Origin of the sequence: Kineococcus aurantiacus, assembly GCF_013409345.1 — a bacterium.
GTDB classification, from domain to species: domain Bacteria; phylum Actinomycetota; class Actinomycetes; order Actinomycetales; family Kineococcaceae; genus Kineococcus; species Kineococcus aurantiacus.
The window spans coordinates 970,421-986,125 of sequence record NZ_JACCBB010000001.1 but is presented as its reverse complement, the minus strand read 5'-3'; the positions used below and the strand labels follow the sequence as shown (position 1 = coordinate 986,125).

The window sequence follows — 15,705 nt, the reverse complement described above, 5'->3', positions numbered from 1 at the left end:
GGGCCCCGGGACGGTTCACAGACCGCGGTCGGTGGTCCGGGGGTCGGCGGCCGCGGCGTCCTGCGCGGCGACGTCCGCCTCGCTCGGGGCGGGCGGGTGCGGGACCACGGCCGCGGCCGGGTCGACCGGCCGGTGCTCCCGGCGCGCCCCCTGGCCCGGGGCGCCCTGGGGCAGGAACACCGTGCGCTGGGCCGGCGGGAACTCGATGCCCTCGGCGTCGAACACGCCCTTCACCCGGCGGTTCAGCTCCCGCTGCACGGCCCACTGCTGCATGGGGGCCGTCTTGACGACGAGCCGCAGCACGATCCCGTCGGTCGTCATCTGCTCCACGCCCCACACCTCGGGGGCGTCCAGCACGAGGGGTTTCCACTCCTCCTCGGCGGCCAGGCCGTCGGCGATGCGCTGCAGCACCTCCTGCGCGTGGGTCAGGTCCTGGCCGTAGGCGACCGACACGTCGACCACGGCGCGGGCCCAGCCCTGGCTCATGTTGCCCACCCGCAGGACCTCCCCGTTGCGGACGTACCAGACGGTGCCCTTGACGTCCCGCAGGCGGGTCACCCGCAGACCCACGGCCTCCACGGTCCCCGTCGCGTCGCCCAGGTCCACGGAGTCGCCGACGCCGTACTGGTCCTCGGCCAGCATGAAGATGCCGGACAGGAAGTCCTTGACCAGCGCCTGCGCGCCGAAACCCAGCGCGACCCCCGCGATCCCCGCCGAGGCCAGGAACGGGGCGATGGCGATGCCGACGGTGTCGAGCACCACGAGGATCGCCATGATCCCCAGCACGAAGGTGACGGTGCTCTTGAGCACCGAGGCCAGCGTCTCGGCGCGCTGCTGGCGGCGTTCGCTGAGCAGCGGGGAGGAGTCCAGCAACCCGTTGCGCCGCCCGCCGCCGAGCTTGCCGGCCCCCGTCGCGATGCCCGCCGCGACGCGGCCGATGAGCCGCAGCAGCAGGTACCGCGCGATCCAGCAGACGAGCAGGACGACGACGATCTTCAGGGGTTTGTCCAGCAGGAACGCGGCGACGTCCTGCGCGCCGGCCGTGGCGCCGGCGGTGTCCACCGCGGGCAGGGTTCCGGTGATCGAGTCCAGCACGAGGTCGAGCAACTCCTTCTAGTCCCGCAGGGTCAGGCCGGTGGCCCGGGCCGCGAAGGCCAGGGTGTCCCGGACGAGGCCGGCGCTGCGCGAGACCGACCGCGCCCCGTGGCCCACGTCCTTCTCGCGGCGCAGCAGCACCGGGCGCACCGCCGGGTCCGACGACGTGGCGTGCTGCAGCGCGGCGCACAGCTTGCGCGCGTGCAGCGGGTCGACGCGGCTGTCGGCGTCGAACACGGTGAACAGCACCGACGGGTACGCCGTCCCCTCGACCACCCGGTGGTAGGGGGAGTAGGCGTGCAGCCAGCCGAACTCCTCGGCGACCGCGGCGCTGCCGTACTCCTCGCTCCACGTCGCCCCCAGGCCGTGCAGCTCGTAGCGGACCATGTCCAGCAGCGGGGCCGAGCACACCGCGCCGGCGAACAGCGACGGTTCCTGCGTCACCGCGGCCCCGACCAGCAGGCCCCCGTTCGACCCGCCGTGCACGCACAGCTGCCCGTGCGTCGTGAAACCCCGGGCGACGAGGAACCGCGCCGCGGCGTGGAAGTCGTCGAACACGTTCTGCTTGTCCCCGCGCATCCCGGCGCGGTGCCAGTCCTCGCCCTCCTCCCCGCCGCCGCGCAGGTTCGCCACGGCGTACACGCCGCCGGCCTCCACCCACGCCAGGGCGTCGGGGGCGTAGTGCGGGGACAGGCTGATGCCGAAACCGCCGTAGCCGTAGAGGATCGCCGGCACCGGCCCGCGGGGGGCGCCGTCGGCGTCCAGCAGGTCCGCCCGCGCCGTGACCTGCAGCCGCACGACCGTCCCGTCCGCGCTGGGGTACTCCAGCAGGCGGCTGACGACGGCGGGCACCTCCACGGCCCCCGGCGGCGCCGCCTCCACGGTCAGCTCGCGCGTGCGGCCGTCCAGGTGCCACACGTGCGACGGCGTCGTGGTGTCCGTGTACGTGAACCACAGGTCGTGCCCGCCCTCGGGCCGGCCGACCAGGCCCCCGATCGAGCCCGTCCCCGGCAGCTCCACGCGCCCCGCGGCCCCCTCCAGCCGGGCCCCGGTCACGAGGTCGTGCACCGTCACCGAGCTCACCGCGTGCTCGGTCCAGCCCACCACCAGCAGCGGCTCGGCCAGCTCCGGGCCGTCCAGGACCGCGACGTCGTCCAGCAGCGCCGGGCCCTGCGGGACCAGGTCCCGCCAGCCCTCGACGCCCGGCTCGCGCGGGTCGGCCACCGCCAGCCGGCCGCGCGGGGCGTCGAGGTCGGTGAAGACGTACAGCCGCCCGTCGCGGCCCACCCAGGCGCCCGTGTTCGCGTCCTCGCCCTCCACGACCGTGCCGAACTCCGGCCGCGCCGGGTCCGAGGCCGCCAGGTCCGCGATCCACACGTCGTTGCGCGGCGCGGTCCCGTCCGAGGCGCTCACGACGAGCCAGCGCCCGTCGCGGGAGGTCCAGACGCCGTAGTAGTTCGTCATCGACCGGCCCGCGCCGAAGACCTCCACGTCGGTCGCGGGGTCGGTGCCCACGACGTGCAGGTACACGCGGCGGTGGTACTGCCGCTCGTCGGCGGGCAGCTGCTCCGGCGGCAGCCGCCGCACGTAGTAGAAGGCGCGGCGGTCCCCGTCGGCCGGCAGCCACGCCACCGGGGAGTAGCGGGCCCGGTCGATCGGGCCGTCGACGACCTCGCCCGTCGCCACGTCCAGGACCCGCAGCACGCTCTCCTCGCTGCCGCCCTCGGACAGCTGGTAGGCCAGCAGGTCCCCCTCCACGTCGGGCCGCCACGCGTCGAGCGTCGTGGTGCCCGAGGGGTCCAGCGCCACCGGGTCCACCAGCACCCGCGGTGCGGCGCCCGGGTCGGTGACCAGCAGCACCGCGTGCTCGGCGGTGGGCTCGCGGCGGGTGCGGAACACCCGCTCCCCGCGGTGCACGGGGGTCCCGACCGACCCCGTCGCCATGAGCTCGCGCACGCGCCGCTCCAGCCGCTCGCGCCCGGGCAGCGCCGCCGCCCACGCCTCCCACGCCTCGTCCTGGGCCCGCGACCACGCCACCGTCCGCTCGTCGGCGGCGTCCTCCAGCCAGCGGTAGGGGTCGGGGACCGCGGTCCCGTGCAGCTCGTCGACGACGTCCACGCGCGGGGCCAGCTCCGGCCCGGGCGCCGGGTGCGGGGTGCTCATGGCCGCCCACCCTAGGTCGGCGGGCCCGGCGCGTGGACGGGCAGGGGCGGGGCACCTCTGGCAGAGTCGCCGGGTGGCCACCGACGTGCCGAGCTCCGAAACCCCCGCCGCCCCGCGCGCCGACCTCACCGACCTCGCGGCGGCCTGCGGGGTCTCCACGACGTTCCACGACTGGCAGGGCCGGGAGACGACCGTGCCCGCCACGACGATCACCGCGGTGCTCGGCGCGCTGGGGCTGGACGTCTCGACGGCGCAGTCGACCCGCGAGGCCCTGCACGAGGTGAAGCTGCGCCCGTGGCGGCGCGTGCTGCCGCCCGTGGTCGTCGCCCGCGAGGGCCGGGTCCACCCCGTGCCCGTGCACGTGCCCCACGGCGACCCCGTCGACGTCGTCGTCGAGCTCGAGGGCGGCGGCTGGGCACCCCTGCGCCAGCTGGACCGCTGGGTCGACCCCGTCCACGTCGACGGCGTCCTCACCGGCCGCGCCACCTTCGAGCTGCCCGACGACCTGCCGCTGGGCTGGCACGTCCTGCGCGCGCGGACCCCCGCGGGGCAGGTCGAGTGCCCGTGCGTCGTGACCCCCGACGTGCTGGAGCTGCCGCCCACCCTGCAGACCGGCCGCAGCTGGGGCTACCAGACGCAGCTGTACTCCGTCCGCTCCTCCCGCTCCTGGGGCGTGGGCGACCTCGCCGACCTGGCCGAGCTGAGCGCCGTCGCGGCCGACCAGGGGGCGGGGTGGGTCCTCGTCAACCCGCTGGCCGCCGCGCAGCCGGTCCCGCCCATGGAGGCCTCGCCCTACCTGCCCACCACGCGCCGGTTCGTCAACCCGCTGTACCTGCGGGTCGAGGACGTCCGCGAGGTCGCCTACCTCACCCCCGGCGACCGCGCCCTCGTCGAGCGCCTCGCCGAGCGCGTGCGCCCGGCCGACCGCGACGCCGGCCAGATCGACCGCGACGCCGCCTGGGCCGCCAAGCGGCAGGCCCTGGAGGTCGTCTTCGCCCACGGCCGCACCCCCGCCCGCGAGGCCGCGTTCCGCCGCTACGTCGCCGCCGAGGACCCGGGGCTGACCGGGTTCGCCACCTGGTGCGCGCTCGCCGAGCGCTTCGGCCTGCCCGCCGCCGACTGGCCCGCCGAGGCCGCCTCGCCCGAGGCCGCCGCCTCCTCCGGCCTGGCCGGCGAGCTGGCCGACCGCGTCGAGTTCCACCGCTGGCTGCAGTGGCAGTGCGACGAGCAGCTGCGCACCGCCCAGGACGCGGCCACGGCCCCCGGCACCGGGCCGGGCATCGTCCACGACCTCGCCGTGGGGGTCCACCCCGACGGCGCCGACGTGTGGTCCCTGGGCGACGCCCTGGCCCACGGCGTGACCGTCGGCGCGCCGCCGGACGCCTTCAACCAGCAGGGGCAGGACTGGAGCCAGCCCCCGTGGCGGCCCGACCGCCTCGCCGAGCTGGCCTACGCCCCGTTCCGCGACATGGTCCGCACGATCCTGCGGCACGCCGGCGGGCTGCGCCTGGACCACGTCATCGGGCTGTTCCGGCTCTGGTGGATCCCGCAGGGCGCCTCGCCCGCGGCGGGCACCTACGTGCGCTTCGACCACGAGGCCCTGCTCGGGATCCTGGCCCTGGAGGCCCAGCGCGCCGGGGCGGTCCTGGTCGGGGAGGACCTCGGCACCGTCGAGCCGTGGGTGCGCGAGTACCTGGCCGACCGCGGGATCCTCGGCAGCGCCGTCCTGTGGTTCGAGTACGACGGCGAGCGCCCCAAGGCCCCCGAGGCGTACCGGGAACTGGCCCTGGCCAGCGTCACCGTGCACGACCTGCCCCCCACGGCCGGCTACCTCGCCCAGGAGCACGTCGCCCTGCGCGACCGCCTGGGGCTGCTGACCCGGCCCGTGGAGGAGGAGCGCGCCAAGGACGCCGCCGAGCAGGAACGCATCCTGGGGCTGGTCCGCGAGCGCGGGCTGCTGCGCGAGGGGGCCGACGAGCAGGCCACCGTGGAGGCGCTGCACCGCTACCTGGCCCTGTCGCCCTCGCTCATGGTCGGCGTCTCGCTCGTCGACGCCGTCGGGGACCGCCGCACCCAGAACCAGCCCGGGACGTCCCTGGAGTACCCGAACTGGCGGATGCCGCTGACGGGCCCCGACGGCGAGGTCGTCCTCCTCGACGACCTCGCCGGCAACGCCCGCGCACGCTCGCTGGCCCGGGCGGTGGACGAGGCCCTGCGGGGCTGACCCCGCACCCCCGGCCCCGTCCTCGCCCGGACCCGCCACCGCCCGGGACGTCCCCTCCGGCGCGTCCCGGTCCCCCCGGTGGCAGGACTGAGCCTGCCCGCCCGTCCTTGCGGACGGCTTGCAGGCCGCTGCCGTCCCCCCGACGTGACCGGACGCCCCCCGCGCGCACCCCCCGGGTGGCTACCGTGTGCGGCGTGAGTGCCGCGTGAGGGCCCGGTGAGCGGGGTGGCCGCGCCGCAGCGGGCGGCCGGCCCGGACGTGGAGGTGCGCGTCCTGGGCGCCGTGGAGGTCCTCGTCGCGGGGACCGCGGTGGCCCTGGGCCCGTCCCTGCGGGCCGTCCTGGCGGCCCTGGCCCTGGACGCCGGGCGCGTCGTGGGCGCCGACGTGCTGGCCGAGCGCACCTGGGGGCAGGCCGGGGGCCGCCCCGCCGCCTCCACGATGCACAGCTCCGTCTCGCGGCTGCGCCGGGCCCTGGCCCCGGCCGGTGACGTCCTGCGGACCCGCGCGCCCGGCTACCAGCTCGCCCTGGGCCCCGACGCGCTCGACGCGGCCGTCTTCGAGGGGCTGCTGGACCGCGCGCACGCCGAGCAGGACCCCACGAGCGCCCATCGCGCCGTGACGCAGGCGCTGGCCCGCTGGCGCGGACCCGCCTACGCCGACGTCGGCGCCGACTTCGCCCGCGAGGAGGCGCACCGCCTGGAGGGCCGCCGCCTCAGCGCCCTGGAGCTGCGCGCGCGCCTCGACCTGGCCCTGGGCCGGCACCGGGAGGTCCTGGCCGACCTGGCCGACCTCGTCGACCGGCACCCGCTGCACGAGGACCTGCGCGCCTCGCTGGCCCTGGCGCTCTACCGCAGCTCCCGGCAGGCCGAGGCCCTCGCGGTCCTCGACGACGCCCGGCGCGTCCTGCAGCGCGAACTGGGCCTGGACCCCGGACCGCAGCTGCGCCGGCTGCGGGACCTGGTGCTGCGCCAGGACCCCTCGCTGGAGGCCCCCGAGCCCGCGCCGCGGCCCACCCCGCCCCCTGCCGCCGGGCCCGCCCGGTCCGCCGCGACGACGGCACCGGCCGTGCCGACGACCTCCCTGGTCGGCCGCGACGCCGAGGTCGAGGCGCTGCGGGCACGGCTGGGGTCCAGCCGGCTGCTGACCCTGACCGGCACCGGCGGGGTCGGCAAGACCCGGCTGGCCGCCGCGGTGGCCCGGACCGCCGCCGCGGACTTCCCGCACGGGACCTGGTTCGTGCCGCTGGCGATGGTCACGCACGCCGCCGGGGTGCTGCCGGCCGTGGCCCGCGCCGTCGGGCTGCCGCAGGCCACCGACGACGACGTCCTCGACGACGTCGCCACCCGGCTGAGCGGCGGCCGTGGGCTGCTCGTCCTGGACAACTGCGAGCACCTGCTGGAGGCCGCGACCGACGTCGCCGCGCTCGCGGCCCGCTGCCCCGACCTGTCCGTCCTGGTGACCTCCCGCGCGCCGCTGCGGGTCAGCGGGGAGGCCGAGCACCGCGTCGAACCGCTGGCCGCGGCCCCGGCCCGGGAGCTGTTCGTCCAGCGGGCGCAGGCCGTCGCGCCCCGCTTCGTCCTCGACGAGCGGACCGGGCCGGCCGTGCAGGCCGTCTGCCGCGCCGTGTCGGGCATCCCGCTGGCGCTGGAGCTGGCCGCGGCCCGCGTGCGCACCCTCGACGTGGAGGACCTGCTGGGCCGCCTCGACCAGGCCCTGGCCAGCGGCCCGCGCGACCTGCCCGAGCGTCAGCGCAGCGTGCGCGCGACCCTGGACTGGAGCTACCACCTGCTGGACCCCGGCGCGCAGGGCCTGTTCCGGCGGATCGGCGTGTTCACCGGGGGCTGGACGCTGGAGCAGCTGGAGGAGGTCGAGGGCCCCGACGTCCTGCAGCACCTGCACACCCTCGTCGAGCACTCCCTCGTCGGCGTGGACCCGCCCGCCGCGGGCGGGGGACCGGCGCGCTACTCGGTGCTGGAGCCGACGGTGCAGCACGCGCGCCGGCTCCTGACCGGCGCCGAGCGCGACGCCGCGGCGCGCGCCCACGCCGAGGCCTTCGCCCGGCTCACCGAGCGGGCCGCCGCCGGCTACCGCTCCGCCGAGCAGGTGCGGTGGCTGGACCGGATGGACCGCGAGCACCCCAACGTCCTCGCCGCGCTCGACTGGGCGGTCGGGGCGGGCCGGGCCGACCTGGCCGGCCGGCTGGTGTGGGGCAGCTGGCTGTTCTGGTGGCTGCGCGGGCAGCTGCGCACCGGCCGGCGCTACGCCGAGGCGGTCGTGTCCCTCGCCCCACCGGGACCGGTGGGCCTGGCGCTCGTGCGGGCCCGCACGGCCTGCGCGGCGATGGCTTTCGCCCAGGGCGACGGCGAGGCCGCGCGCGCGCACTGGGCCCAGGCGCTCTCCGAGGCGCGGGCCTCGACCGACGGCAGCCGTGCCGAACGCCTCGAGGCGAGCGCCCACTGCGAGGCGGGGCTGGGCATCTGCGCGCTCACCGACGCCGACCTGGACACGGCGGCGACCCAGCACCGGCGGGCCATCGACCTGGCGCGGGACCTGCCCGCCGACTCCTGGGGGCCGTGGATCGTCCGGCTCAACCTCGTCTGGGGCGCCACCGCCGCCTGGCGCGCGGGGCGCCTGGAGGACGCCCGGCGGGACCTGCGCGCCGCGCTGCGGGCGGCCCGCGGGGTGGGGGACCGGCTGGCGACCTACATGGGCCTCTACAACACGGCCCTCGTGGAGGGTGGGGTCGACCCGCACGGAGCCGCCGCAGCGCTGCTGGAGGGGCTGCGCCTGTCCGAGCAGATGGGGGACCTGGCCAACCTGTCGTACTTCCTGGAGGCGCTCGTCGTGCTCCTCGTGCGCGTCGGGGGGCCCGCGCCGGACCCGGCCACGACCGAGCTGCTCGCGGTGCTGGCCGCGGCGGCGGCCACGGCCCGCGAGACCGTCGGCTTCGAGGTGTACCGCTACTACCCGCGGGACGCCGCGGCGGCCGCGGCGGCGCGGGAGGCCCTGCGCGCCGGGCTCGGGGAGCACCGGCTGCAGCAGGCCACGGCCCGCGGCCGGCAGGCCCCACCGGCCGAGGTGGTCGCGCTGGCGACCGGTGCCGCGGGCACCGTCCTGGCCGCGGCGCCGGTGACCGTGGACCTCACGCCGGGTCCGGCAGCAGAGCCCACTCCGGCCAGCTGAGGTCGAAGCCCACGAAGCGCGGCCGGGTGAACGGCCAGTCCCGGGCCAGCCAGCCGCGCAGCGCACCGGGCAGCTCGGCGTGCACGGCCGAGCCGACCAGCGCGTCCACCGTCCACCAGGTCACGTCGACGTCGGCCCCGCCCGGCCCGCCGCGCGGCGGGTCCAGGTAGACGCACCCGCCGAGGGCCTCCTCGGCCTCGTCGAACAGGCCGTAGCTGAAGGAGGTCCCGGCGGACATCTCCTGCTCCTGCCGTTCCAGGTCCCGCCGGTCGCCGTCGCGGTCCAGGTCGGCCGGGGGCCAGCCCCAGGCGAACCCGTACCGGGCCCACAGGCTGAGCCGGGACCCCAGGACCGCGGGCAGGTCCAGGTCGACGTCGACGGCGCGCAGCGGCCGCAGGTGGAACCCGCTGTCCAGCTCCAGGTGCGCGGGGTGGGTGAACCAGGACGGCAGCCAGCTCGTCGCGGACGGCTGCGAGGTCTGAGGGTTCTCGTTCACACCGCCACCGTGCCCGGCCCGCCTTGCGACCTGCTTGCACGCCGGTGCCAGGGGCGGTGCGGCCACCCCCGGCACCGGGCACGGGTCAGCGGGCGTCGCGCTCCTGGGCCCGCAGGGCGCGCGCGACGCCGTCGCGGTTCTCCAGCACGAGGCGGCGCAGCGCGGGCGGCGCGTCCTGCTCGGCGGCCAGCCACGCGTCGGTCCGCTCCAGCAGCGCCGCGTCGGCCAGCTCCACCGGGTACAGGCCGGTGACGATCTGCTGGGCCATCTCGTTGGTGCGCTCGGCCCACACCGTGCGCAGCGCGGCGAAGTACGGCTCGACGAAGGGCCGCAGCAGGGCCTCCTCGTGGGCCCGGCCGAAACCGCCGATGACCGCGGCCTGCACCGCGTTGGGCAGGTCGCCGCGCTCGACGACGTCGGCCCACGCCCGCTGCTTGGCCTCCGCGCTCGGGACGGCGGCGCGCGCCGCGGCCGCCGAGCGCTGGCCGGTCGCGGTGGCGTCGCGGGCCAGCTCGGCCTCGATCGCCTCCTCGCCGGCGGCCCCGCCGGCCACCAGGGAGGTCAGCAGCACCCAGCGCATGTCCGCGTCGACCTCCAGGCCCTCGATGACCTGCGAGCCGTCGTACAGGCCGCCGATCACCGCCAGGTGCTCGCCGCTGCGGGCGAAGGAGGCGAAGGAGCGGGCGAACTGCAGCTGCGTGTCGCTGCCCGGGGCGGCCGCGCGCAGCAGCTCCAGCAGCGTCGAGGCCGTCCGGGCGCGGACCTCCTCGCGGTGGGCCGGGGCGGTGTACAGCTCGACCGTCGTGGTGAGCTGGCGCAGCAGCACCAGGGCCACGGTGGAGTCCGCGCGCGCCGCGTCCCCGGGCAGCAGCGTCGTCAGGAGCAGGTCGACGTAGTCGCGCGCGGGGGACTCGCCGTCGCGCGTCATGTCCCACAGCGCCGCCGCGACCAGCGAGCGGGGCAGGGAGTCCTTGAAGGCGTCCAGGTGCTGCAGGGCCGTGGCCAGCGACGCCTCGTCGAGGCGGATCTTGGCGTAGGCCAGGTCGTCGTCGTTGACCAGCAGCAGGTCGGGGCGCCGGCGGCCCACGAGCTGCGGCAGGTCGGTGCTGGCCCCGGCGGCGTCCAGCTCGATGCGGTCGGTGCGCTCGAAGCTGCCGTCGACGAGGTCGTAGCAGCCGACCGCGATGCGGTGGGACCGCAGGTGCGGGTGCTCGGCCGGGGCCTCCTGGAGCAGGGCGGCCGAGGTGACCGTGCCGTCCGCGTCCGTCGCCAGCTGCGGGCGCAGCGTCGCCACCCCCGCCGTCTCCAGCCACTCGCGCGACCACGCCGACAGGTCCCGGCCCGAGGTCGTCTCCAGCTCACGCAGCAGGTCGACGAGCTCGGTGTTGCCGTAGGCGTGCCGGGCGAAGTAGGCGCGGACCCCGGCGAGGAACTCCTCGCGGCCCACGTAGGCGACGAGCTGCTTCAGGACGCTGGCGCCCTTGGCGTAGGTGATGCCGTCGAAGTTGACCTCGACGTCCTCGAGGTCGTTGATCTCGGCGACGATGGGGTGCGTGGTGGGCAGCTGGTCCTGCCGGTAGGCCCAGGACTTCTCCAGGGAGTTGAAGGTCGTCCACGACCCCTTCCACTCCGTGGCCTCGGCCGCGGCCAGCGTCGAGGCGAACTCGGCGAAGGACTCGTTGAGCCACAGGTCGTTCCACCAGCGCATGGTCACCAGGTCGCCGAACCACATGTGGGCCAGCTCGTGCAGGACCGTGACCACGCGCCGCTCGACGGTGGCCTGCGGCACCTTGGACCGGAAGACGTAGCTCTCGACGAAGGTCACCGCACCGGCGTTCTCCATGGCCCCGGCGTTGAACTCGGGGACGAAGACCTGGTCGTACTTGGCGAACGGGTACGGGCGGTCGAACTCGCGCTCGAAGAACTCGAAGCCCTGCTTGGTGGCCCGCACGACGTTGTGCGCGTCGAGGTGCTGCACCAGGGACTTGCGGCAGTACACGCCCAGCGGGATCGTCCGGCCGTCGGCGGACACCAGGGAGTCCTCCGAGCCCTCGTAGGGGCCGGCGATGATCGCGGTCACGTAGGACGACAGCCGCGGCGTCTTCTCGAAGGTCCAGCGGGTGCCGGCCTCGACGGGGTGGCGGTGCTCGACGGGGGAGTTGGAGACCACCCGCCAGTGGGCCGGGGCGGTCACGGTGAAGGTGAACTCGGCCTTGAGGTCCGGCTGCTCGAAGACGGCGTACACGCGCCGGGAGTCGGCGACCTCGAACTGCGAGTACAGGTAGACCTCGTCGTCGACCGGGTCGACGAAGCGGTGCAGCCCCTCACCGGTGTTCATGTAGCGGCAGTCGGCCACGACGCGCAGCTCGTTCTCGGCGGCCAGCCCGTCGAGCCGGACGCGCACCCCGTCGGCGACCGCGGCCGCGTCCAGGGCGGTGCCGTTGAGGACCACCTCGTGCACGGCGGCGCTGATGAGGTCGATGAACGTCGAGGCCCCCTCGGTGGCGGTGAAGCGCACCGTCGTGGTGGAGCGGAACGTCTCGGGCCCCGTCGTCAGGTCCAGGTCCACGTCGTAGTGCTCGACCTGCACGAGCCCCGCACGGGCCCGCGCCTCCTCGCGCGTCAGGTTCTCCCCGGGCACGGCACGTCCTTCCCTCGGTCTCAGGTACGTCGAAGCACTCTGCCACGCCGCCCCGACGGGGGCCCCGCCGCCCGTGCCCGGGGCGCGGGGAGCACCATGGCCCCATGACCACCGAGACTGCCGCCCGGGCCCAGGCCGACTTCTGGTTCGACCCGCTGTGCCCGTGGGCGTGGATGACCTCGCGCTGGATCCTCGAGGTCGAGAAGGTCCGCGACATCAGCGTGCGCTGGCACGTCATGAGCCTGTCGGTCCTCAACGAGGACAAGCCGGACCTGCCCGAGAGCTACCGCGAGATGCTGCAGCGCGGCTGGGGCCCCGTGCGCGTCGTGACGGCCGCGCGCATCCTGCACGGCGAGGACGTCGTCCTGCCGCTGTACACCGCGCTCGGCACGCGCCGCCACCCCGGCGGCCAGGAGGACTGGGACGTCATCATCGCCGAGGCCCTCGCCGAGGTCGGCCTGCCCGCCGAGCTGGCCGAGCACGCGGGCAAGGACACCTACGACGCCGAGCTGCGCGCCTCGCACGCCGAGGGCATCACGAAGGTCGGCGAGGACGTCGGCACGCCCGTCGTGGCCTTCGAGGACGTCGCCTTCTTCGGCCCGGTCGTCACCCCCGCCCCCAAGGGCGAGGAGGCCGGCAAGCTGTGGGACGGCTGCGTGCTCGTGGCGAGCGTGCCGGGCTTCTTCGAGCTCAAGCGCACCCGGACCCAGGGCCCCGTCTTCGACTGAGGACGGCGCGACCGGCGGCCGCGCGGGCTCAGGCGCGCGCGGCCGCCCGGGCGCCGTGCTCGGCGCCCAGCTGACGGGCCAGCCGCGCCAGCAGCACCGCCGCGTCCCGCACGCACGTGCGGGGGTCCGGTTCCAGGTCGGTCAGGGCGCGGGCGTCGCTGAAGCCGGCGGCCCGCCACCGCTCCTCCGGCAGCGCGCGGCGGCCGCTGAGGACCACCACCGGCGCCGGGATCCGCGCGGCGGCGGCCGCCACCCCCACGGGCGTCTTGCCGCCCAGGGACTGCTCGTCGAAGCTGCCCTCACCCGTGATGACGAGGCAGGCCCCGCGCGTGCGCTCGGCCCAGCCCGCGAGCTCCAGGACGACCTCGACGCCGGGCCGGCGCACGGCCCCCAGCAGGCCCAGGGCCACCAGGCCCAGCCCGCCGGCCGCGCCCGCGCCGGGCGCCCGGCGCGCGTCGGTGCCCGTGGCGGCGGCCAGCGCGTCGGCGAAGCGGGTCAGGGCCGCGTCGAGCAGCGCGACGTCGGCGGGGGAGGCGCCCTTCTGCGGGCCGAATACCGCCGCGGCGCCCCGCTCGCCGAGCAGCGGGTTGTCCACGTCCGCGGCGAGCGTCCAGCGGACCTCGCGGACCCGGGGGTCCAGGCCGGACAGGTCGACGCGGTCCAGGTCGAGCAGGGCCGCGCCGCCGTCGGGCAGGTCGTGGCCGCCGGCGTCGAGCAGCCGGGCGCCGAGGGCGGTGAGGACCCCGGCGCCGCCGTCCGTCGTGGCGCTGCCGCCGACGGCCAGGACGACCTCGCGGGCCCCGTCGTCGAGGGCGCGGCGGACCAGCTCGCCGGTGCCGCGGGTCGTCGCCGTCAGCGGCGCCGGGACGCCGCCGGGCAGCCGGTCCAGCCCCGAGGCCTGCGCCATCTCGACCAGCGCGAGGTCGCCGTGGCGGGCGAGGACGGCCTCGACCGTCGCGCCGGTCGGCCCGGGCACGCTCGCGGTCAGGGCCCGGAAGCCCGCCGAGCGCACGGCCGCCTCCACGGTGCCCTCGCCGCCGTCGGCGACGGGCAGCACCGTGCAGGTGAGGGTGGGGGCGGTGCGCGCGCCACCGGCCCCGGCGCGGTGGAAGCCGTCGGCGAACCCGGCGGTGAAGCCCTCGGCGACGACCTGCGCGACCTCGGCGGCGGTCAGGGACCCCTTGAACTTGTCCGGGGCCACGACGACGTGGACACCGGCCGGCTCCGCGGTGGGCATGCACGGACCCTACCGACGGGCCCGGGGACGCGGACGGCGGCCGGCTCTGAGAGAGCCGGCCGCCGTCGGTGAGCGGGTGACGAGAATCGAACTCGCGTAGCTAGTTTGGAAGACTAGGTTATTTCCAGGTAAAGCCGCAGGTCAGTGTCGTCCGAGGTCCCCCGCGAGGCCCCGTGTGACCGCCACGTGACCTAAGCGACTGAAATGGCCGTGCTAGTGACCCGCCTCGGGGTCGCCGCTGCGACGACGTCGAGCGCCCGCGCGATCTCGTCGTCGCGGTGCTCAGAGGCGTGCTGGTAGACCAGTGCAGCGGCCGGTGACGAGTGCCCAAGGCGGGTCATCACCTCGCGCAGCGAGGCGCCAGCAGCCGCTGCGAGGGTCGCGCCCGTGTGCCGCAGCTCGTGAGGTCGGGTCGGAGGAAGTTCACACCGAGTGACCGCCCGCGAGAACATCGACGAGAAGTTCGACCGCGCCAGGAACCCACCCGACCTCGTGCCGAACACCAATGCGTCAGGCTGCCGTGGCACGAACTCGCGCAGGTGCTCGACGAGTGCCGTGGCGATTGAATCGGGCAGGGCCACCCGGCGCCGACCCGCTGCCGTCTTGACGTCGCCGACGAGGTGCTCGTGCCCGTCGTGCCAGACGCCCCGCTCAACGGTCAGCAGTCGCCCGTCAGCGCTGACGTCCTGACGGCGCAGCGCAGCGGCCTCGCCGAAGCGCAGCCCTGACCACGCCAAGACCAGCACGAGTACCGAGTACCGAGCAGGCACCGCCTCGGCCAGCTTGACCACGTCCTCGGGGGAGAGGCTGCGCGTGGCCCGCGCGGGCTTATGGACGGCCGCACCCCTGACGGTCGCAGGGTTGGCTCGGATGGCCCCGTCGTTGAGCGCGACGTTAAGGACGGCCCGCAGCAGCCGGTACGCCTGCACGAGGGCCGTTGGCGCCGTCGTGGCACCAACGCGCTCGTGCCAGCGCCGCACGGCCTCGACGGTGATCTCGCCGACGGGGGTGCTGGCCCACACCTCGTCGAGGTGTACCCGCCACACCCGCTCGTAGAGGGTGCGGGTCGACTCGCGCAGGTCGGGACGGGCGAGGTAGTCGGCCGCGTAGTCGCCGACCGTGCGCCGGCCGACCTCGGGCGCCCGCCACTCGCGGCGCACGACGTCGGCCGCTTGGGTGTTGATCCATGCTCGCGCGTCGGCCTTGGTTGGGAACGACTTGGTGCGCCGCTTGCCGTCCGGCCCCGTGTGCCGTGCGCGCCATGCGCCGCTCGGCAACCTGTCGATGGCCCCGTCGGATGCCCGGCGTGACCGCTTAGGACTAGTCATGCAGCACATGATGCCATCGAACTCGCCTAGCCGTGGTTTCTACTAGTCCGATCGGGCGCGTGACTACCCCCTCCGTGCGTCGAAACCGGGTTACACCCGCTTAAGCGCATGCCGCCGTACCCACTTATGGGTACGGCCGAAACTGTCGTCGCAGGTCAGCCGACGTGTTGTCCTGCGAAAGCGGGTTCGACGTATGTAATAAGCGGGTACCGCTGCAGTGCAACGCATTTCTGCCTTGCCTTGTCCGGCCATCTCGGTCAGAGTTTCGTCATTGAATCCCCGAGGTTCTCTGAGAGTCCCTGGGAACGACCGCCAATCGGCGAGACCCCTCAACCGGAAGGACCGCTCATGCCTGCCCGCCAGATGCTCAACGTGGTTGACGCGGCCGACTACCTCGGCGTCACGACGCGGTTCATGCGTCGGCTCGTCGAGGAACGCCGCATCACGCACGTCAAGGTCGGTCACTTCGTGCGGTTTCCCACGGAGGTGCTCGACGAGTTCCTGCGACAGGGCACGCGCCCGGCCGTCCACGGCGCCAGCGCGCTCGACCGGGAGGAGTTCGCTCAACGGGGCACCGCACCCGTGCGGTAGGGGAGTAGCTCGGCACGGC

General features: G+C 75.8%; 10 protein-coding genes and 1 tRNA gene. 4 read left to right on the top strand and 7 right to left on the bottom strand.

Features of this window, described 5'->3' with window-relative positions:
• Window positions 1-15: 15 nt before the first annotated feature.
• The gene (locus BJ968_RS04685; protein ID WP_246314077.1) at window positions 16-1,107 is read right to left on the bottom strand and encodes a mechanosensitive ion channel family protein; all 1,092 of its coding nucleotides are present in this window, start codon (window positions 1,105-1,107) and stop codon (window positions 16-18) included.
• A 6-nt stretch (window positions 1,108-1,113) separates the two neighbouring features.
• Window positions 1,114-3,258 carry a prolyl oligopeptidase family serine peptidase gene (locus BJ968_RS04680; RefSeq protein WP_179749656.1) on the bottom strand — a complete coding sequence of 715 codons (2,145 nt, stop codon included), beginning with the start codon at window positions 3,256-3,258 and terminating at the stop codon, window positions 1,114-1,116.
• 73 nt (window positions 3,259-3,331) lie between these two features.
• Between BJ968_RS04680 and malQ the strand changes: the two genes are divergently transcribed.
• Window positions 3,332-5,482, top strand: a complete 2,151-nt coding sequence (gene malQ / locus BJ968_RS04675) for a 4-alpha-glucanotransferase (protein ID WP_343077809.1) — start codon at window positions 3,332-3,334, stop codon at window positions 5,480-5,482.
• Between the two features lie 216 nt (window positions 5,483-5,698).
• Entirely contained in the window at window positions 5,699-8,665 is a 2,967-nt protein-coding gene (locus tag BJ968_RS04670) for a BTAD domain-containing putative transcriptional regulator (RefSeq protein ID WP_179749652.1), read from the top strand.
• Here the strand turns inward: BJ968_RS04670 and BJ968_RS04665 are convergent.
• Together BJ968_RS04665 and pepN are read right to left on the bottom strand one after the other, a co-directional pair.
• A complete protein-coding gene (locus BJ968_RS04665; RefSeq protein ID WP_179749650.1) occupies window positions 8,625-9,161 on the bottom strand; it encodes an N-acetyltransferase in 537 nt (178 codons plus the stop codon). The genes BJ968_RS04670 and BJ968_RS04665 overlap by 41 nt on opposite strands.
• An 85-nt stretch (window positions 9,162-9,246) precedes the next feature.
• Window positions 9,247-11,802, bottom strand: coding sequence for an aminopeptidase N (pepN, locus tag BJ968_RS04660; protein ID WP_179749647.1), 2,556 nt, complete (start codon window positions 11,800-11,802; stop codon window positions 9,247-9,249).
• Window positions 11,803-11,906: 104 nt separating this feature from the next.
• On the opposite strand from pepN, the gene BJ968_RS04655 reads away from it, so the two are divergent.
• On the top strand, window positions 11,907-12,530 hold the full coding sequence (locus BJ968_RS04655) for a mycothiol-dependent nitroreductase Rv2466c family protein (RefSeq protein WP_179749646.1): 624 nt from the start codon (window positions 11,907-11,909) through the stop codon (window positions 12,528-12,530).
• Between the two features lie 28 nt (window positions 12,531-12,558).
• On the opposite strand, the gene BJ968_RS04650 is transcribed toward BJ968_RS04655, so the two are convergent.
• From BJ968_RS04650 to BJ968_RS04640, 3 genes are all read right to left on the bottom strand, one after another.
• Entirely contained in the window at window positions 12,559-13,767 is a 1,209-nt protein-coding gene (locus BJ968_RS04650) for a glycerate kinase (protein WP_179749644.1), read from the bottom strand.
• A 71-nt stretch (window positions 13,768-13,838) separates the two neighbouring features.
• A tRNA-Gly gene (locus tag BJ968_RS04645) sits at window positions 13,839-13,905 on the bottom strand.
• Window positions 13,906-13,958: 53 nt separating this feature from the next.
• Window positions 13,959-15,095, bottom strand: coding sequence for a tyrosine-type recombinase/integrase (locus BJ968_RS04640; RefSeq protein ID WP_179749641.1), 1,137 nt, complete (start codon window positions 15,093-15,095; stop codon window positions 13,959-13,961).
• 348 nt (window positions 15,096-15,443) lie between these two features.
• Between BJ968_RS04640 and BJ968_RS04635 the strand changes: the two genes are divergently transcribed.
• Complete coding sequence (locus BJ968_RS04635) at window positions 15,444-15,686, top strand: helix-turn-helix domain-containing protein (RefSeq protein WP_179749639.1); 243 nt, start codon at window positions 15,444-15,446, stop codon at window positions 15,684-15,686.
• Window positions 15,687-15,705: the final 19 nt, after the last annotated feature.

Coding starts and splice junctions, on each gene's coding strand:
- BJ968_RS04680 (WP_179749656.1), bottom strand. CDS start 3,258: ATGAGCACCCCGCACCCGGCGCCCGGGCCGGAGCTGGCCCCGCGCGTG.
- BJ968_RS04655 (WP_179749646.1), top strand. CDS start 11,907: ATGACCACCGAGACTGCCGCCCGGGCCCAGGCCGACTTCTGGTTCGAC.
- BJ968_RS04650 (WP_179749644.1), bottom strand. CDS start 13,767: ATGCCCACCGCGGAGCCGGCCGGTGTCCACGTCGTCGTGGCCCCGGAC.
- BJ968_RS04640 (WP_179749641.1), bottom strand. CDS start 15,095: ATGACTAGTCCTAAGCGGTCACGCCGGGCATCCGACGGGGCCATCGAC.
- BJ968_RS04635 (WP_179749639.1), top strand. CDS start 15,444: ATGCCTGCCCGCCAGATGCTCAACGTGGTTGACGCGGCCGACTACCTC.